Here is a 15,819-nt window from a genome sequence, read left to right as displayed (position 1 = left end):
TCCCAGGGCAGGCGGGCGCGTCCGCGCGGTGCACTTCCGGCATCGCGTTGTGTAACTTGCGCAATACTGACGGTAGAGCAGCAGGGGTCATATTTGCCATGCGGTCCGGAACAATGGCCTCGATGCGGTGCAACTGTGCTTATAGGACTGATCCGGACGCCACTCCGTACGGAAGGAAACGTCATGCCCCCGAGGACGGTTCTCACACAGCGTCAGAAGCGTCTGGGCAGTGAACTGCGCAGGATGCGCACCGCGGCCGGTATGTCCGCGGAGTACGCCGCCGGGCTCCTGGGTGTCGACCGGAGCCGCATCTCCAACATGGAGTCCGGACAGCGCGGGATCAACGCCGAACGGCTGCGCAAGCTGGCCTGCAACTGTGACTGCACCGACGAGGCGTACGTCGAGGCCTTGGTCGAGATGGCAGAGCCGAGTCAGGCGGGGTGGTGGGAGCGTTATCGGGGCAGCCTGCCTCAGGGTTTACTGGACATCTCGGAGACCGAGGCGTATGCGGTACGCCTGCGGGGTGCGAACACCGTCCATGTGCCCGGGCTGTTGCAGACGCCTGAGCACGCGATGGCTATCTTCCGCGCCGTCGTGCCGCAGCTTCCCGAGCATGAGGTCGCTCTCCGGCTGGCCCACCGTACGGAGCGCCAGAGCGTGATCACCCGCGACGATCCGGTCCCGTATGTAGCCGTCATCCATGAAGCGGCGCTTCGGATGCAGTTCGGTGGGCGGGACGTTGCCCGAGGACAGTTGAAGTACCTGCTGGAAGTGTCGGAATGGGATCACGTCACCGTGCTTGTGATTCCCTTCGACCACGGCGCATTCCCTGGGGCGGGACAGACCGTCGTCTACGCCGAAGGGCCTGTGCGGCAGCTCGATACCGTGCAGATCGACAACTCCCACGGGCCGGATTTCCTGTACGCGGAGGGCCAGCTCGCGAAATACCGTGCGCAGTTGGACCTGTTGGAAGGTCTGGCACTGTCACCGGAACGGTCACGCGACTTCATCCGCGAGATCGCTCATCACCTATGAGGAGTGACCACATGGCTGACATCACCTGGGAAGCCCCGTTCTGCGGGGAGGGCAGCTCCTGCTTCCGGCTCGGTACCGATGCCGACGGCAACGGGTACATAGCCGTCGTCGGTCAGGAGGAGCGCCCCCTCACCGACTCCATCGAGGCGCTGCGCACCCTCATCACCGACATCAAGGCCGGGAAGGCTGACCACCTCTTGTAGGCCATCGTTCAGCGGGCCGCCCATTCCCGGTCCGGCGGCCTGGCCGTGGCCGGCCTCCTGCGGGGTCACACACGCATCTCCCTGAGCAGGCCGCCGTCCTCGTCGTACAGCTCCAACCTGTACGTCCCCGCGCCGCAGCGCGTGAGGACGGTGGCCAGGTCGTCGAAGCGGGACGGGTCGACGACTCCGTTCAGGAGGACGTCCGGGACCTCGGCGGGCTCGAGTTCCACCTCGCACCACGTCGTGCGCACCTCGTAGCCGTGCCAGGAGGATGAGCTCACCCTCCAACCGAGCCGTTCGAAGCGCGACGCCACGGGGCCGACGTCCCTGTGGCCGTGCAAGATGCCACAAACGTTGTTGGGCAGGTCCGTCAGCTCGCGGGTGAGGTCGCCGTAATCGTCAGGCATCCTCACCCTTCTCCCTCCCCCGTCCCGTGCCCCTGAGCCCCTCCGCCGCCGGTTCGGCAGCGTGAACCTTGGCGCATTCCTGGACGTGGTTCTGATCGGCCGAGCGGGCCTCATCATGCCCTCCCCTGCCGCGCCCCGCCCCATCTCTGCGATAACCGCGCCCATTGGGACCCGTGAGGCACCCACTTCATTGTTCATGTATGTAAATACTGTTCATTTTATTGATTCGACACAACCTCTCTGCATAGAGTCCCGCCACCTCGCCCGTACGCAATGGACGGAGCCTCCCGTGTCGAAGCAACTCCGCACGCCAGTACGAAGGCGGCGGCTCGGCGCGCTCGCCGCCGTGGTCGTCGCAGCCGCCGTCACCGCCACCGGGTGTTCCTCGGGCTCCTCAGGTCAACAGCAGGATGAATCCGCGCCGCTGGAGGTCTGGATCCGGCAGGACGCCGGAAGTCCGGCCGCGGAGTCGGCCGAGGCGCTCACCAAGGCGTTCTCCGAGGAGAGCGGCATCGAGGCGAAGCTCGTCGCCGTCGGTGTCAACGACTTCGAGACCAAGCTCCAGCAGCGCACCGCGCAGAAGGACCTCCCCGACATCGTCATCAACGACACCGGCCAGCTGGGCAACCTGGTGACCCAGGGGCTCGTGCGTGAGGTGGACCGGGAGGGCGTCGCCGGGAGCGGCGACATCGCCGACCGCGCCTGGGAGGCCGCTCAGGGGTACGACGGGAAGTACTACGGCGTGCCCTTCAATTTCGCAAGCCTTCGCCCTGCTCATACGCAAGGACTGGCGGGAGAGAGTCAACGCCCAGTTGCCCTCCTCCTGGGACGAGCTCATCCAGCTCGCCGTCACGTTCACCGACGACGACCCCGACGGCAACGGCAAGAACGACACCGCCGGCATGGTGGTGCCCGGCAGCACCACCCGCGGCTACCTGACCTGGTGGTTCTCCACCATGCTCTGGTCCGAGGGCGGCGACTTCGTCAAGAAGCAGGGGGACGGGTACACCGCCGCCGTCGACGACCCCGCCTCCGTCAAGGCCGTCGAGAAGCTCCAGGCGATGTTCTGCGACTCCAAGGTCGTGCAGCCCGGCGCCAGCACCGCCGACTCCGCCACCACCCACACCGTCTTCGAGAGCGGCAAGGGCGGCATCTACCTGACCGGGCCGTACATGCTGCCCAGGTTCGACGGCTCGCTCGGCAAGGACACGTACGAGGTCGTCGCCGCCCCGCCCGGCGCCGGCGGCGAGGCGGCCGCCCTCGCCGAGGGCGAGAACGTCTATCTGATGGCCGGGTCCGGCAACGAGAAGGGGCAGCAGGCGTTCGCCGAGTTCGCCGCCTCCCCCGCCGGGCAGAAGATCGGCCTCGGGCTCGACAACGGCGGCATCATCGTCCGGCTGCCGGTGAACACCACCGTGGACGGCGCCGCCGAGCGCAAGGACCCCCGCTGGGACGTCTTCCAGAAGGTGTACGACGAGCACGGCCGCAACGCCCCCGCGCTCCCCAACTGGGCGACCGTCCGGCAGATCTCGTCCGAGGGCCTGAACGGCGTGGTCTCCGAGTGTTCCCGTGACGTCGCCGGCGCCATGGGCGAACTCGCCGCTGAGATCGACGCCGAGCTCGAGAAGCAGGGGGCCAAGGGCTGATGGCGGTGACCGAGGCGCGGGCGGCGTCGCGGAAGACGCAGGCGCGGCGCCCGGCCCGTACGGCTCCCCCGCTGCGGTCACGGCTGCGGCGCGGCGCGACGCCGTGGCTGTTCCTCGCACCGGCGCTGCTGCTCTTCCTGTACTTCAAGTTCATCCCCATGGCGGAGGCCGTGCGGATGAGCTTCCAGGAAGTGCGGCCGTTCCTCGGCAACACCTACGTCGGCGGCGAGAACTACGCCGAGATCGCCGGGAGTTCCGACTTCGGTGCCGCCGTGTGGCACACGGTCGTGCTGGCGGTCGCGACCACGGCCGGCTCCATCCTCCTGGGCCTCGCACTGGCGCTCCTGCTGGAGGGGCAGACCCGCTCGCTGTGGTTCGTCCGCTCGGCCGTCTTCCTGCCGGTCGTCACCGCCATGGCGGTGGTCGCCGAGGTGTGGCGGGTCATGTACTACCCGGCCGAGGGCGGCGCGCTCAACTCCGTGCTCGGCGTGCTCGGACTGGGGCCCAGCGAATTCCTCAACTCCCCCGACAGCTCCCTCACCTCCATCGCCTTCGTCGGCATCTGGCGCGGCGCCCCGTACGACATGATGATCTTCCTCGCCGGGCTGGCGGGGGTGGACCGGGTGCTGTACGAGGCGTCCGCCGTCGACGGCGCCTCGCGGTGGCGGCGGATTTGGCACGTCACCCTGCCGGGACTGCGGCCGGTGTTCGCCATCCTGCTCACGCTCGCGGCGATCCGGGGCCTGCGCGTCTTCACCGAGGTCTTCCTGCTGACCAACGGCGGCCCCGACGGCTCCACCGAGGTGCTGCTGACCCTGACGTACAAACTCGGCCTCGAACGCAACGAGCTGGGTGTCGCGGCGGCCGGGACCGTGCTGCTGTTCCTGGTGCTGCTGGTGCTGACCGTGGCCTCGCGGCTGCGCCGGAGGGAGGTCCGATGAGGAACGAGACGGCGCTCGGGCTGGCGGAGGCGCGCGGTCCCTGGGCGCGGGTGCTGCGGTTAGTGCTGTACACCGCCCTGTTCATGGTGTTCGCGGGGCCGCTGCTCGCGCTGATGGTGGGCGCGTTCACCCCGACCGTGGACCCCACCCAGTTCACCCTGTGGCCCGACCGGCTGTCCCTGGGCAACCTGGAGCGGGCGGTCGACCGCAACGTCCTGGACTACCTGCTCAACTCCTTCCTCGTCGTGGGCGGCGGGCTCGCGCTCCAGGTGCTGGTCAGCGTGTTCGCCGGGTACGCCCTCGCCCGCAAGCGGTTCCGCGGGTCGGCGGTCGTGCTGGTGCTCGTCCTGGCGACGATGATGCTGCCCGAGGAGGTCCTCGCCGTCCCGCTGTCGGTGCTGCTCGCGGACCTGCCGCTGCTGCACGTCAGCCTGGTCGGCTCACTCGTCGGCATGATCGTGCCGGTGGCGGCCTGGGGGTTCTCCATCCTGGTGATGACCGAGTTCATGAAGGAGATCCCGAAGGAGCTGGAGGAGTCGGCGCGGCTGGACGGCGCGGGCGAGTTCCGGGTGTTCTGGCAGGTCGTGCTGCCGCTGTGCCGGCCCGCGCTGGGCGTCATCGGCATCTTCGGCTTCACGATGATCTGGGACCAGTACATGCTGCCGCTGCTGGTCGCCACCGACCCCGCCCAGTACACCCTCCCGCTGGCGCTGCGCTCCCTGCGCTCCGACGACCAGGTGGGCATCGGCGTGCTGCTGGTGGGCGCGTTCCTCGCGATGCTGCCGTCGGTGCTGGCGTTCCTCGCGCTCCAGCGGTCCTTCATCCGCGGCCTCACCTCCGGTGCCGTGAAGGGCTGAGACCACCCGGGGGGTCCCCCCTCACGGGGGACAGCTCACTCCCTGTCCCCCGTAGGAGCTACGCGAGGGTGCCCACTCGCTGGTGACGCGTCCCGCGGCGTGTCTCCGTAGCGTTCGGGTGGTCGGAGCGGCGGCCGGTTCGCCGCCGCGTCCCCCCTTGTCGAGGAGTGAAGTCGTGCGCGTGTTCTGGCAGTTGCTGGCCGTGGTGGTGGTGTCCCTGGTCGGGGGACAGAGTGTGGCCGCGGTCCAGGACAATCCGTGGGCCACGCTCGGCCTGGGCCTGGTGACGGCGGTGCTGTCCGTGTACGTCTACGCCTGGGTGGTGGGCCGCACGGAGAAGCGCCCGGTCGCGGAGGTGTCCCGGCAGGGCGCCGTCGGCGCGGTCGTCCGGGGTGTGCTGCTCGGGACGCTGGTGTTCGCGTCCGTCGTCGCGAACATCGCCCTCCTCGGGCACTACGAGGTGGACGGCTGGGGGTCGTACACCGGCGCGGTGGGGCTGGCCGGGTTCATGGCCGGCGCCTCCGTCACGGAGGAACTCCTGTTCCGGGGCGTATTGTTCAGGACCATGGAGGAGCGGTTCGGTACGTGGGGGGCGTTGATCCCGACCAGTGTGCTGTTCGGCGCGTGGCATCTGCTGAACCCGGACGCGAGCCTGTGGGGCGCCACCGTGATCGCGCTGTCGGCCGGTCCGATGCTGGCCGCCGCGTACGTCGCGACGCGCAGTCTGTGGCTGCCGATCGGTCTGCACTTCGGGTGGAACTTCGCCGCGTCCGGCATCTTCAGCACCGAGGTCTCCGGCAACGACACCCAGCAGGGTCTGCTGGACGCGTCCACGTCCGGGCCGACCCTGATCAGCGGCGGTGAGTTCGGGCCCGAGGCCAGCCTGTACACGCTGGTGTTCTGGGCGCTGGTGACCGTCGGTCTCCTGTGGCTGGCCCGCCGGCGCGGCCAGATGACGCCCCGCCGCTCGAAGCGGACCGACACGGTCGCGCTCGTCCCGTGAACCGTCTGCGCGGACTGCGGCAGGTCTGGGGCCGACTGCACGTCACGGCCCGGGACCTGCCGTTCGCCGTGCTGCTGTGCTTCCTCGCGTTCGTGCCGAGCCTGCGCGGCAGCGGGACCGACATCGGTGCGATGGCGGAGCGCCCGTACGACGTGTTGGCCGTCGCCGCCATCGGCCTGCAGGCCCTCGCGCTCGCGCTGCGGCGGCAGTGGCCGGCCGTCTGCCTGTCCCTGGTGGCGGCCGGCTTCGTGCTGGACCAGCTGCAGGGCTACCACACGGTCGCGGGTACGGCGCTGCCGCTGGCGCTGCTCAGCACGGGCGCGCATCTGGAGCGGTACCGGCGGACCACCGTCGCCGTGGGTTCCGTGGCGTACGTGCTGTTCGTGGCCGAGCTGATGCGGCGCGGAACGGACGAACCGGTGGCCGAGTTGGTGTCGTTCTACGTGGCGATGTGTCTGCTGTGGGGCGGCGGGGCGTGGCTGCGGTCGACGCGGATCGCCGAGGCGGAGCGGCGTCACCAGGTGGCGGAGCAGACGCGGGCCGCCGAACGGGCGCGCATCGCGCGTGAGTTGCACGACGTGGTGACCCACCATGTGACCGCGATGGTGGTGCAGGCGGAGGCCGCGCGCTATCTGACCGCGGCACCGGAACGGCTCGACGAGACGCTGACGGCGGTCACCGACACCGGGCGGCGTGCCGTCGCCGACCTGCGGCACCTGCTCGACCTGCTGAACCCCGACCACGGCGAGGGCTCCCGGACCCCGCCCGTGGGCCGGCTGCTCACGCTGGTGGAGCAGACGCGCCGGGCCGGGCAGCCGGTGGAGTTCACCGAGAAGGGCACTCCGGCGGCTTCGACGGGGAGCGCGGACCTGGTGGCGTACCGGGTGGTGCAGGAGGCCCTCACCAATGCCCTCAAGTACGCTCACGGGCAGGCTACTTCGGTTCTGGTGCAGCACAGCGAGAGGGACATCACGGTGGAGGTCGGCACGGACGGTTCGGGGACGCGGCCCGTCACCTCGCCGGGCGGCAGCGGGCGGGGGCTGGCCGGCCTCCGTGAGCGGGTGGACGTCCTGGGCGGCGAGTTCGAGGCGGGGCCGCGTCCCGGCGGCGGGTTCGCCGTACGGGCGCGGATACCCACCGGGGGCCGGCCGTGAGCGGTGCGCCGGGCCGACCGGTGCGGGTGGTGGTGTGCGACGACCAGATGCTGGTGCGCACCGGACTGGTCACGATCATCGACGCCCAGCCCGACATGGAGGTCGCCGGCGAGTGCGCGGACGGACGCGCCGCCGTCGACCTCGCCCGCAAGGAGCGGCCGGACGTCGTGGTGATGGACGTGCGGATGCCGGTGCTGGACGGCATCGAGGCGACCCGGCTGCTGGCCGGATCCGGGGTGCCGGATCCCGTGAAGGTGCTCGTGGTGACGACGTTCAACCTCGACGAGTACGTGTACGAGGCGCTGCGCGGGGGGGCGAGCGGCTTCCTGCTGAAGGACGCCCCGCCGGACCGGCTGTTGCACGGCATCCGGACGGTGGCCTCGGGCGCGGCGCTGCTCGACCCGGAGGTGACCCGGCAGCTCGTCGGCCGGTACGCGTCCCGGATCCGGCCGTCCGAGGACGGCGGCGACCGGGAGGTCCCGCTGACGCCGCGCGAGCTGGAGGTGCTGCGGCTCATCGCGGACGGGTTGTCCAACAGCGAGATCGCGGCGGCGCTGGTGATCAGCCAGGAGACGGTCAAGACGTTCGTGTCCCGCATCCTGTCCAAGCTTCAGCTACGCGACCGCGTGCAGGCGGTCGTGTACGCGTACCGGCGCGGCCTGGTCAACTGAGCTCCCCTCCACGGAGGTTCACCGGTCGGCGAGCTCGATCTGGTCGCCGTCACGCAGCCGGTCGTGCAGCCACTCCGCGTCCCGCGCGCTGAGCCCCACCCAGCCCGTGGTGCCCGACAGGGCGCGCAGCACCTTGGCGTCGAAGGAGAGGGCGCCCGCGTACACGGGCCGCCCGCCGGGGGCGCGCAGCTCCACCAGGTACGGCACCTTCACCTCGCGGACCTCGGTCCTGCTCCTCAGCGGCAGCACCGCGCCGGAGGTCCGGGCGACCACGGTGAGCCGGGTGCCGGGCGGGAAGCGGCCGGCGGCGCGCAGGTCGACCCGCAGCACCCGGTCGGCGAGGGTGAGGGTGCGCAGGTCCACGTCGAGCCGGCCGGAGGGACGGGGCGAGGCGGTGGGGGTCCGTGCGGGGGCGGGCGAGGTGACCGGGGTGGCGCCGGGATGGTGCCGTTTCCCGGCGGGGTGGTCGGTGTGCAGGGCGAGGGTCACCACGGTGACCGCGCAGGCGGCCGTGGCCGCCGTGCCGAGCGCGAGTCCGGCCCTGCGGCGGCGTGAGCGGCGCCGGGCGCGGTCCCGGACCTCGGCGGCGGGCAGGGGCGGCGGGGTCTCGTGCCGTGCGGCCAACTCGCGCAGAGCGCCGCTGAGTTCATCCGACACGGCCGCCCTCCTCCCAGGCCGGCTCCTCGGCCTCGTCCACCGCCAGATGCCGGGCCAGTGCCGCCCGCCCCCGGGACAGGCGGGCCTTGACCGTGCCGACCGGCGCGCCGGTCTCGGAGGCTACCTGCTCGACACTGAGGTCGCACAGATGGTGCAGTACGACGGCCATCCGCTGGGATTCGGGAAGTTGACGCAGGGCGGCGACCAGGGCGGTGCGGTCGGGGCCGGGCCCTGGCGTCGTCTCGGGCGGCGGGGAGTGCCGCACCAGCTCCAGCCAGCGCTTGGCCCGGCGCCAGCGGCTCACGGCCAGACGCATGGCGACGGTGCGCACCCAGGCCTCCGGCGCCTCGTCGGCCATCAGCCGGTGGCGCCGGTCCCAGGCGCGCACGAACGCCTCCTGCACCACGTCCTGGGCCTCGCCGAGATCTCCGGTGAAGGCGAAGAGCTGGCCGGTGAGACGGGGGAAGGCGGCCGCGTAGAAAGCGTCGAACTCGTCCTCGTCCATGCCCTCCACCGCAGTCTGTGATCGCCTGCGCGGCCCGCCCGCCGCCGTCCCGCGGGACGGCCCGGCAGGTCGCGTACTTCGGAACGCGCCCCCGTGGGAAGACGCCGGAACCGGCTGCGGGGATCAGTCGGACCGCCGTGCCGGTGAGGACGGAGCCCGGTGGGGCGGCCGCGCGGAACGTGACGCGCGCCTCGTTTCGCGGGGGCGGCCCCGGCCGCACACACGGGCTTCGTGACGTTTTCCACAGTGCGAGTACGTTCCGGTAACTCTGCCCATCCATCGGCGTCTTGGCGAATGTGTTCCGCGTCACCCGCCTGGTAGACCGGGACGAATCGGACACCCCTCGAAGTGGATCGTGGCCCCGTTCCGAGCCGTACAGAACACTCGGAACCGCCCGCAGTACGACAGTTCGGACCAAAGAGAGCATGCTCGGCCATGACCCACTCCCCCGAAATGCCTGCAGTACCCATACGGCCCCACGAGGTGACCGCCGCGGAGGTCGTCCCCGGCGACCTGTTCGCCCTGACCGCAGAGGACGCGGCCGAACGCCGCTGGCACGTCGTCACGCACACCCTGCCCGTCTCCCCCGAGGTGATCCGGGTCACGCTGCGGCCGCCGCTCGGCGGGGTGGACCACGAGGAGGACCTGCGGCGCGAGCGGACGGTGACCGTCGCCGGTCGGCGGGTCGACGTGGACGCGGTGCCGCTGGTGGAGCCGGAGACCCTGGAGGGCGCGGAGTTCCGCGACGGCGACCGGCTGACCGTCCTGCGGGCGGTGGACCCACTGGCCGCCGAGGTGACGTACGTACGCCGCTGGGGCGCCTGGCACCGGGACACCACGGAGTCCGCCGACGCCGAGGCCGCGTCCGACGCGGAGGTGCGCCGCTGGGCCGCCGACGCCGCCCGCGAGGGCACGGTCGTACGGCACGAGCCGCGTCCCGTACGTCAGGCGCGGGCGGCCGGGCCCCGGCGCGTGGTGGTCACCGGGCTCGGCGCGGTCACCCCGCTGGGCGTGGGCACCGGCGAGCTGTGGAAGGGGCTACTCGAAGGGCGGCACGGCATACGGGAGTTGACGGACCCGGAGTTCGACGGGCTGCCGGTGCGGACCGCGGGCACGGTGCCCGTCGACCCGGCCTCGCTGCTGCCCCGGCAGGCGGCGCGCCGGATGAACCGGGCCGCGCAGTTCGCGGTGCTGGCCGCGCGCGAGGCGTGGTCCGACGCCGGGTACGCCGCCGGCGGCACCCGGGAGAGCGGGCTGGACCCGGAGCGGGTCGGGGTCAGCCTCGGCGCGATCCTCGGCGACGCGTCCGTGCTGGTCGGCGGCGACCGGAAGCTGCGGGAACGGGGCCCGCGCGGTGTCTCCCCGCTCACCACGCCGATGACGGTGCCGTCGCAGGCCGCCTCGCAGGTGTCGCTCGACCTGCACGTCACCGGTGAGGCACGCACCGTGACCAGCGCCTGTGCCTCCGGCACCGAGGCGATCGGGCAGGCCGTCGACCGGATCCGGTACGGCCGGGTCGACGTCGCGCTGGCCGGCGGCGCCGAGGCGGTGATCACGCCCGCGATCATGGCGTCGTTCGCGGCGATGCGGGCGCTGGCGGAGGGCGATCCGTCGGAGGGGTCGCCCTCACGTCCCTTCGCCAAGGACCGGGACGGGTTCGTCAACGGTGAGGGCGCGGGGGTACTGGTCCTGGAGTCCGAGGAGCACGCCCGGGCGCGCGGGGCGCGGATCTACTGCGAGGCGGCGGGGTGGGGGCTGTCCGCCGACGCGTATCACGTCGCGGCCCCGGACCCGTCCGGCGACGGCATCGCGCTCGCGCTGCGGAGGGCTGTGCGGGACGCGGGGGGTGAGGTGGCGGACGTCGTGCACGTGAACGCGCATGCCACCGCGACGGTGGAGGGGGATCTCGCGGAGGCGAGGGCGCTGCGGGGGGTGCTCGGTGAGCGTGGGGGGTCTGTGCCGGTGACGGCGCTGAAGGGACACCTGGGGCATCTGCAGGGGGCTGCGGGTGGGGTCGAGGCCGTGGCGGCGGTACTGACCTTGCACCACGGGGTGGTGCCGCCCACGGTGGGGTGTGGGGAGATGGACGACGGGATCGACCTGGACGTCGTCCGCGACGGTCCGCGTGCGCTGCCGGACAGCGGCGATCTTGTGCTCAGCAACTCCTTCGGCTTCGGTGGGCACAACGCGGTGCTGGCGTTGCGGCGGGTGTCTTAGCGCGGGGCGCGGTTTTCAGCGCCCGGGCGTGGGTGCGGGCCGGGGGGTGTCGGCGCACCTCGGCGCCAGCGAGGTGCCGCCGCACCCACCCGTGCCGCCCCAGGCGGCACGAATGCCCGCGGTTGGCGGGACTGACGGCCGCCTCCCCGCCCTCGCACACGCGGGTGGCGGGGAGGTGGCGCACGCCACCGGTGTCGGCGTAGCCGCCTGCGGCGGGGAGGGGACGGGGTGGGGGTGGGCGCCCGCAGCGGCTGGCGCGTCCACCCCCTGAACCATTTCAGCGCGCACTCTCGCGCCAGACCGAGGACGACCGCCCCCACCGCGGCCCCGCACCACCCACCGCCCGTAGGCGCTACAGCAACCCGCACCCACCCAGGCGGGTCAGGCCGAGCGTTTGCGGGATGCCGTCTTCTTCGCCGCACTCTTCTTCGCCGGCGTCTTCTTCGCCGTCGCCTTCTTCTCCGACTGCGACGCCTTCGACGTCTTCGACGTCGACTTCCGCGGCGACGACGTCGTCTTCTTCTTCGCCGTCGACGTCGACTTCTTACCCCCCGTGTCCTTCGGCGACGAGCGGCTCGTCCTGCGTTGCGGAAGCTGCTTGACCTCCGCCTCCTCCCCCCGCGACTCCCGCGCCGCCCGGACGCTGTTCTCCAGGGCCGCCATCAGGTCCAGGACCTTGCCGCCACCGGCCTCCGGGGCCGGCGCCTCCTTGGGCGTCTCGCCCGCCGCCTTCGCGGCGACGACCTCCTCCACCGCCTCGCGGTACTCGTCGTGCAGATCCTCCAGGTCGACCTCCCCGAGCGTGTCCATCAGCGCGTCCGCGAGGTCCAGCTCCTTGTCGCGCACGGTGACGTCGGTGTCCGGCGCGACGCCCTCCGGGGCGCGCACCTCGTCGGGCCACAGCAGGCCGTGCATGGCGATCGCGTCGCCCACGACGCGGAGCATGCCGAGCCGCTCCCGCCCGCGCAGGGCGTACTTCGTGATCGCGACCTTCTTGCTCCGCTTCAGCGCCTCCCGCAGCAGCGTGTACGGCTTCGCCGCGGGAGCCCCACCCGCCTGGAGGTAGTACGCGGCGTCCATCTGGAGCGGGTCGATGCGGTCCTCGGGCACGAAGGCGACGATCTCGATCGTCTTGGCGGTCGGGATCGGCAGCCCGGCCAGGTCCTCGTCGGTGATCGGGATGATCGTTCCGTCCGAGTCCTCGTAGCCCTTGCCGATCTCCTGGCTGCTGACCTCCCGGTCCTCCAGCTCGCAGTACTTCCGGTAGCGGATCCGGCCGCCGTCCTCGGTGTGGATCTGGCGGAAGGAGATCGAATGGTTCTCGGTGGCGTTCACCAGCTTGATCGGGATGCTGACCAGCCCGAACGAGATCGCGCCGTTCCAGATGGACCTCACGTGCAGCACCTCTCCGGTCGTCCGCCGATCGATGTCGGAGCCTTTGTCATGGTTTGCGTGAGATTCTCATCGTATGGCTCCCATCACGGAGGTGGAGGGGCGACGGCTCCCGCTCAGCAATCTGGAGAAGGTGCTGTATCCCGCCACCGGCTTCACCAAGGCGGAGGTCCTGCACTACTACGCGACCGTGGCCGACGTGCTGCTGCCGCATCTGCGGGAGCGGCCGGTGTCGTTCCTGCGGTATCCGGACGGGCCCGACGGGCAGGTGTTCTTCACCAAGAACGTGCCGCCCGGTACGCCCGACTGGGTCACGACCGCCGAGGTGCCGAGGTCGGAGGGGCCCGCGCGGATGGTGCTGGTGGAGGATCTGCCGAGCCTGATGTGGGCGGCGAACCTGGTCGCGGAGTTCCACACCCACCAGTGGCGGATCGCCGACCCGGGACAGGCGGACCGCATCGTGTTCGACCTGGACCCGGGCCCGCCGGCGACGGTCGTGCACTGCTGCGAGGTGGCGCTGTGGCTGCGGGAGCGGCTGGCCGAGGACGGGTTCGAGGCGTACGCGAAGACGTCCGGGTCGAAGGGGCTGCACCTGCTGACGGCGGTACGGGGCTCCTCATCCGAACAGGTGTCCGATTATGCGAAGGCACTGGCCGTGGAGGCGGAGAAGGCGATGCCCCGGCTGGTGCTGCACCAGATGAAGCGCAGCCTGCGGCCGGGGAAGGTCTTCGTCGACTGGAGCCAGAACGCGGCGCGCAAGACCACGGCCGCCCCCTACACGCTGCGGGCCCGCGCCGAGCCGCTGGTGTCGGCGCCGGTGACCTGGCAGGAGGTCGAGGAGTGCCGGTCGCCGGGCGGGATGGCGCTGCAAGCGCCCGACATCCCCCCACGGCTGCAGGACTTCGGCGACCTGCTGGCACCGCTGCTGGACCCGGACGAGGCGGGCACGCTGCCCTGACGTCCCCCTGCACCGGACTCAGCCCCACCCCCTCACACCCCCGCCCACGTCCCCCGGTCCCGCGCCGCCGCGTACAGCGCCTCGACGTCCGTGGGCTTCAGCACACCCCCACCCCGCCCCAGCCCGGTACGTCCGCGTCCGTCAGGACCCGCACCCCGCGCGGCGCCGCCACGACCGTCACGCGGCGGGCGCCGGCCAGAACGAGCACCGGGCGGACCTCGGCGGTGAGGGCGTGGGCGGCCCGGTCGGCATCGGCACGCACCCGGTGCAGCACGGGTTCCGGCGGGCGCCGGCCGATGCGCACCTGCGGCTCCGCGACGGTCACCCGCCGCCCGTGGGCGGACCGGACGTGCAGGGCGTACAGACCGCCGGGGCCGATCAGCAGGTGGTGGACGTGGTGGCTGCCGGGGAGCGGCAGGGAGTGCAGGGCGTGCCAGCCGGCGTCGCCCATCGCGTCGAGGGCGTCGCCGACGGTCCGCTGCGCGTCCAGTTCGGCGCGGCGCGGGTCCGGGCGCAGGCGGCGGGCCGGGCCGGGGTCGCGGTCGAGGTCGACGAGCAGGGCCTCGCCGGGACGGTTCGGGGCGAGGTCGTCGTCGGGGTGGAGGGAGAGCCGCGCGAGGTCGGCGGGGGTGGGGACCGGGGGCGGGCCGACGGCGACCGGGCCGGTGAGGTACGGGCCCAGGGCGGCGAGCACCTCCTCCTCGTGCTCGGCGTCGAGCAGGTTCACACGGGCCGCCTCACGGTCGTACCAGGCGATGTTCCTGCCGTCCGGGAGGCGGACGCAGAGCCGGTCCCTGCCGTGCCGTCGGGTCGGCACGACGCGTGGTCGGTCCATGCGCCATCACCCCGCCTCCATGGGAACAGGCGGGGTGCTGCGCGGGCAAGAAGCCGGATACCGTGGACAGGAGTTGGCGATGAGAGTGGGAGGCGCCGTTGCGTACCCGCGAGAGTCAACCCGACGTACCGGCTCCCGAGAGCCCGTGGGACGAGATCGAGCCCGGCCTGTGGATGGGCGGTCACCAGGTGCGCGGGCCCGCCGGGCGGGTGGAGCAGGTGGTGGTGCACCGCCAGTTCGACCTGGTGCAGACCCTGCTGCGGCTGCCGGAGCACGGCCCCGACCCGGGGGTCGAGCACCAGGTGTGGCCCATCCCCGACGGGCCGCTCGACGGCACCCAGCTCGCGGGCGTGATCCGGCTGGCCGAGGCGGCGTGCGAGGCCCTGGACGCGGGGCGCACGGTCCTGGTCCGCTGCTTCCACGGCTACAACCGGTCGGGTCTGGTGGTCGCGCACGCCCTGATGCGCAGGGGGCGTTCGGCGGAGGAGGCGATCCGGCTGATCCGGGCCCGCCGTTCCCCCTGGGCCCTGCACAACGGCCTGTTCGTCGACTACCTGCGGGCGGGACTCGCCACCGCGCGGATGCTGGAGGAGCTGACGGAGTGACGGGGCTCCGCCTCCGTACCGGGCGTGCGTGACCCGGTAGGCGGAGCGCCCTCCCCGATGGCGCAGCAGGGCGGGCGGGCGCAGGGGGGCGCTCCTAATGTGGCGACAAGTCACCTTCGACCTGTTGTCTCCCCCCATGGAGGTACGGCCATGTCCCTGCGACGCCCGCGTCCCCCGCTGACCCGCCGTCTGCCCATAGCGCTCGCCGCCGGCGCCCTGGCGGTCGCGACCGTGGTCACCCCCGCACTCGCCGCCGACGACCCGGGCCAGGGCCACCAGAACCAGAGCGGCCAGAGCAACCAGGGCAACAGCCAGAGCGGCCAGGGCAACTGGAGCCAGCAGGGCGGCAACGGCACCAACACGGGCTCCGGCAACGGCAACAACACCGGTTCCGGGAACAACTCCGGCTCCCACCAGCAGAGCGGCGGCAACCAGGGCGGCGACTGGGGCAACCAGGCCGGCGGCAACCACGGCGACCAGGGCCAGTACCGCGGCGTGGTGACGGCCCAGAAGCTGGCCCTGCGCAGCGCCCCGAACCGCGGCTCCCAGGTCATCCGGTACGCCCACAAGGGCGAGGTCGTCTCGATCTTCTGCAAGGTGCCCGGCGACACCGTGGACGGCAACCCGCTCTGGTACCTGCTCACCGACGGCACCTGGGCCTGGGGCCCGGCCCGCTACATCGACAACATCGGTCCCGCGCCACGCTGGTGCTGATGAGCGCACCACGCGAAGC

16 protein-coding genes and 2 pseudogenes are annotated in these 15,819 nt (G+C 72.0%); 13 read left to right on the top strand and 5 right to left on the bottom strand.

Annotation, left to right across the window (positions count from 1 at the left end; all coding sequences use genetic code 11):
• The first annotated feature begins 183 nt into the window (after nt 1-183).
• Nucleotides 184-1,035: a helix-turn-helix domain-containing protein gene (locus tag ACQZOG_RS20510; protein ID WP_193456152.1), complete on the top strand. Its 852-nt coding sequence runs from the start codon at nt 184-186 to the stop codon at nt 1,033-1,035.
• Between the two features lie 11 nt (nt 1,036-1,046).
• Nucleotides 1,047-1,238: a hypothetical protein gene (locus tag ACQZOG_RS20505; RefSeq protein ID WP_058916952.1), complete on the top strand. Its 192-nt coding sequence runs from the start codon at nt 1,047-1,049 to the stop codon at nt 1,236-1,238.
• Between the two features lie 65 nt (nt 1,239-1,303).
• Here ACQZOG_RS20505 and ACQZOG_RS20500 read toward each other — a convergent pair whose 3' ends face one another.
• Nucleotides 1,304-1,645 (bottom strand): hypothetical protein, encoded by a 342-nt coding sequence (locus ACQZOG_RS20500; protein ID WP_193456153.1) that lies wholly within the window; start codon nt 1,643-1,645, stop codon nt 1,304-1,306.
• A 115-nt stretch (nt 1,646-1,760) separates the two neighbouring features.
• On the opposite strand from ACQZOG_RS20500, the pseudogene ACQZOG_RS20495 reads away from it, so the two are divergent.
• The 7 genes and pseudogenes from ACQZOG_RS20495 to ACQZOG_RS20465 form a co-directional block, all read left to right on the top strand.
• A pseudogene (locus ACQZOG_RS20495) lies at nt 1,761-2,345 on the top strand (hypothetical protein); the annotation flags it as partial.
• Nucleotides 2,346-2,457: 112 nt separating this feature from the next.
• Complete coding sequence (locus tag ACQZOG_RS20490; protein WP_430741705.1) at nt 2,458-3,291, top strand: extracellular solute-binding protein; 834 nt, start codon at nt 2,458-2,460, stop codon at nt 3,289-3,291.
• Nucleotides 3,291-4,232 (top strand): carbohydrate ABC transporter permease, encoded by a 942-nt coding sequence (locus ACQZOG_RS20485; protein ID WP_203550114.1) that lies wholly within the window; start codon nt 3,291-3,293, stop codon nt 4,230-4,232. The genes ACQZOG_RS20490 and ACQZOG_RS20485 overlap by 1 nt, the downstream gene beginning before the upstream one ends.
• The gene (locus ACQZOG_RS20480) at nt 4,229-5,089 is read left to right on the top strand and encodes a carbohydrate ABC transporter permease (RefSeq protein ID WP_037641562.1); all 861 of its coding nucleotides are present in this window, start codon (nt 4,229-4,231) and stop codon (nt 5,087-5,089) included. Before ACQZOG_RS20485 ends, ACQZOG_RS20480 begins: the two co-directional genes overlap by 4 nt.
• Before the next feature lie 175 nt (nt 5,090-5,264).
• On the top strand, nt 5,265-6,092 hold the full coding sequence (locus tag ACQZOG_RS20475; RefSeq protein WP_037641560.1) for a CPBP family intramembrane glutamic endopeptidase: 828 nt from the start codon (nt 5,265-5,267) through the stop codon (nt 6,090-6,092).
• Nucleotides 6,089-7,246, top strand: a complete 1,158-nt coding sequence (locus ACQZOG_RS20470; protein WP_382003962.1) for a sensor histidine kinase — start codon at nt 6,089-6,091, stop codon at nt 7,244-7,246. The genes ACQZOG_RS20475 and ACQZOG_RS20470 overlap by 4 nt, the downstream gene beginning before the upstream one ends.
• Nucleotides 7,243-7,917 (top strand): response regulator, encoded by a 675-nt coding sequence (locus ACQZOG_RS20465; RefSeq protein WP_430741704.1) that lies wholly within the window; start codon nt 7,243-7,245, stop codon nt 7,915-7,917. The genes ACQZOG_RS20470 and ACQZOG_RS20465 overlap by 4 nt, the downstream gene beginning before the upstream one ends.
• Nucleotides 7,918-7,935: 18 nt before the next feature.
• On the opposite strand, the gene ACQZOG_RS20460 is transcribed toward ACQZOG_RS20465, so the two are convergent.
• Both ACQZOG_RS20460 and ACQZOG_RS20455 read right to left on the bottom strand, forming a co-directional pair.
• Nucleotides 7,936-8,574 (bottom strand): hypothetical protein, encoded by a 639-nt coding sequence (locus ACQZOG_RS20460; RefSeq protein ID WP_058916947.1) that lies wholly within the window; start codon nt 8,572-8,574, stop codon nt 7,936-7,938.
• Nucleotides 8,564-9,079, bottom strand: a complete 516-nt coding sequence (locus tag ACQZOG_RS20455; RefSeq protein WP_033275564.1) for a SigE family RNA polymerase sigma factor — start codon at nt 9,077-9,079, stop codon at nt 8,564-8,566. The genes ACQZOG_RS20460 and ACQZOG_RS20455 overlap by 11 nt, the downstream gene beginning before the upstream one ends.
• A 453-nt stretch (nt 9,080-9,532) precedes the next feature.
• On the opposite strand from ACQZOG_RS20455, the gene ACQZOG_RS20450 reads away from it, so the two are divergent.
• Nucleotides 9,533-11,296: a beta-ketoacyl-[acyl-carrier-protein] synthase family protein gene (locus tag ACQZOG_RS20450; protein WP_430741703.1), complete on the top strand. Its 1,764-nt coding sequence runs from the start codon at nt 9,533-9,535 to the stop codon at nt 11,294-11,296.
• A 381-nt stretch (nt 11,297-11,677) separates the two neighbouring features.
• Here ACQZOG_RS20450 and ACQZOG_RS20445 read toward each other — a convergent pair whose 3' ends face one another.
• Nucleotides 11,678-12,700 carry a Ku protein gene (locus ACQZOG_RS20445; protein ID WP_391605977.1) on the bottom strand — a complete coding sequence of 341 codons (1,023 nt, stop codon included), beginning with the start codon at nt 12,698-12,700 and terminating at the stop codon, nt 11,678-11,680.
• A gap of 64 nt (nt 12,701-12,764) precedes the next feature.
• Between ACQZOG_RS20445 and ligD the strand changes: the two genes are divergently transcribed.
• A complete protein-coding gene (ligD, locus tag ACQZOG_RS20440) occupies nt 12,765-13,646 on the top strand; it encodes a non-homologous end-joining DNA ligase (RefSeq protein WP_397666784.1) in 882 nt (293 codons plus the stop codon).
• 32 nt (nt 13,647-13,678) lie between these two features.
• Here the strand turns inward: ligD and ACQZOG_RS20435 are convergent.
• Nucleotides 13,679-14,481 (bottom strand): annotated as a pseudogene (locus tag ACQZOG_RS20435) (NERD domain-containing protein).
• A 98-nt stretch (nt 14,482-14,579) separates the two neighbouring features.
• On the opposite strand from ACQZOG_RS20435, the gene ACQZOG_RS20430 reads away from it, so the two are divergent.
• Both ACQZOG_RS20430 and ACQZOG_RS20425 read left to right on the top strand, forming a co-directional pair.
• A complete protein-coding gene (locus ACQZOG_RS20430; RefSeq protein WP_351031543.1) occupies nt 14,580-15,086 on the top strand; it encodes a protein-tyrosine phosphatase family protein in 507 nt (168 codons plus the stop codon).
• 150 nt (nt 15,087-15,236) lie between these two features.
• Nucleotides 15,237-15,800: an SH3 domain-containing protein gene (locus ACQZOG_RS20425; protein WP_354795174.1), complete on the top strand. Its 564-nt coding sequence runs from the start codon at nt 15,237-15,239 to the stop codon at nt 15,798-15,800.
• The last annotated feature ends 19 nt before the right edge of the window (nt 15,801-15,819 follow it).

This window comes from Streptomyces sp. P13-3-3, from assembly GCF_050571355.1.
GTDB lineage: Bacteria > Actinomycetota > Actinomycetes > Streptomycetales > Streptomycetaceae > Streptomyces > Streptomyces althioticus.
Note: the sequence above shows the minus strand (reverse complement) of the source record. Positions and strands in the feature narration are given on the sequence as shown.

What these genes read in the sequence shown, in the direction of transcription:
- ACQZOG_RS20510 (WP_193456152.1), top strand. Translation starts at nt 184, where the DNA reads ATGCCCCCGAGGACGGTTCTCACACAGCGTCAGAAGCGTCTGGGCAGT.
- ACQZOG_RS20505 (WP_058916952.1), top strand. Translation starts at nt 1,047, where the DNA reads ATGGCTGACATCACCTGGGAAGCCCCGTTCTGCGGGGAGGGCAGCTCC.
- ACQZOG_RS20500 (WP_193456153.1), bottom strand. Translation starts at nt 1,645, where the DNA reads ATGCCTGACGATTACGGCGACCTCACCCGCGAGCTGACGGACCTGCCC.
- ACQZOG_RS20485 (WP_203550114.1), top strand. Translation starts at nt 3,291, where the DNA reads ATGGCGGTGACCGAGGCGCGGGCGGCGTCGCGGAAGACGCAGGCGCGG.
- ACQZOG_RS20480 (WP_037641562.1), top strand. Translation starts at nt 4,229, where the DNA reads ATGAGGAACGAGACGGCGCTCGGGCTGGCGGAGGCGCGCGGTCCCTGG.
- ACQZOG_RS20455 (WP_033275564.1), bottom strand. Translation starts at nt 9,079, where the DNA reads ATGGACGAGGACGAGTTCGACGCTTTCTACGCGGCCGCCTTCCCCCGT.
- ACQZOG_RS20450 (WP_430741703.1), top strand. Translation starts at nt 9,533, where the DNA reads ATGCCTGCAGTACCCATACGGCCCCACGAGGTGACCGCCGCGGAGGTC.
- ligD (WP_397666784.1), top strand. Translation starts at nt 12,765, where the DNA reads ATGGCTCCCATCACGGAGGTGGAGGGGCGACGGCTCCCGCTCAGCAAT.
- ACQZOG_RS20425 (WP_354795174.1), top strand. Translation starts at nt 15,237, where the DNA reads ATGTCCCTGCGACGCCCGCGTCCCCCGCTGACCCGCCGTCTGCCCATA.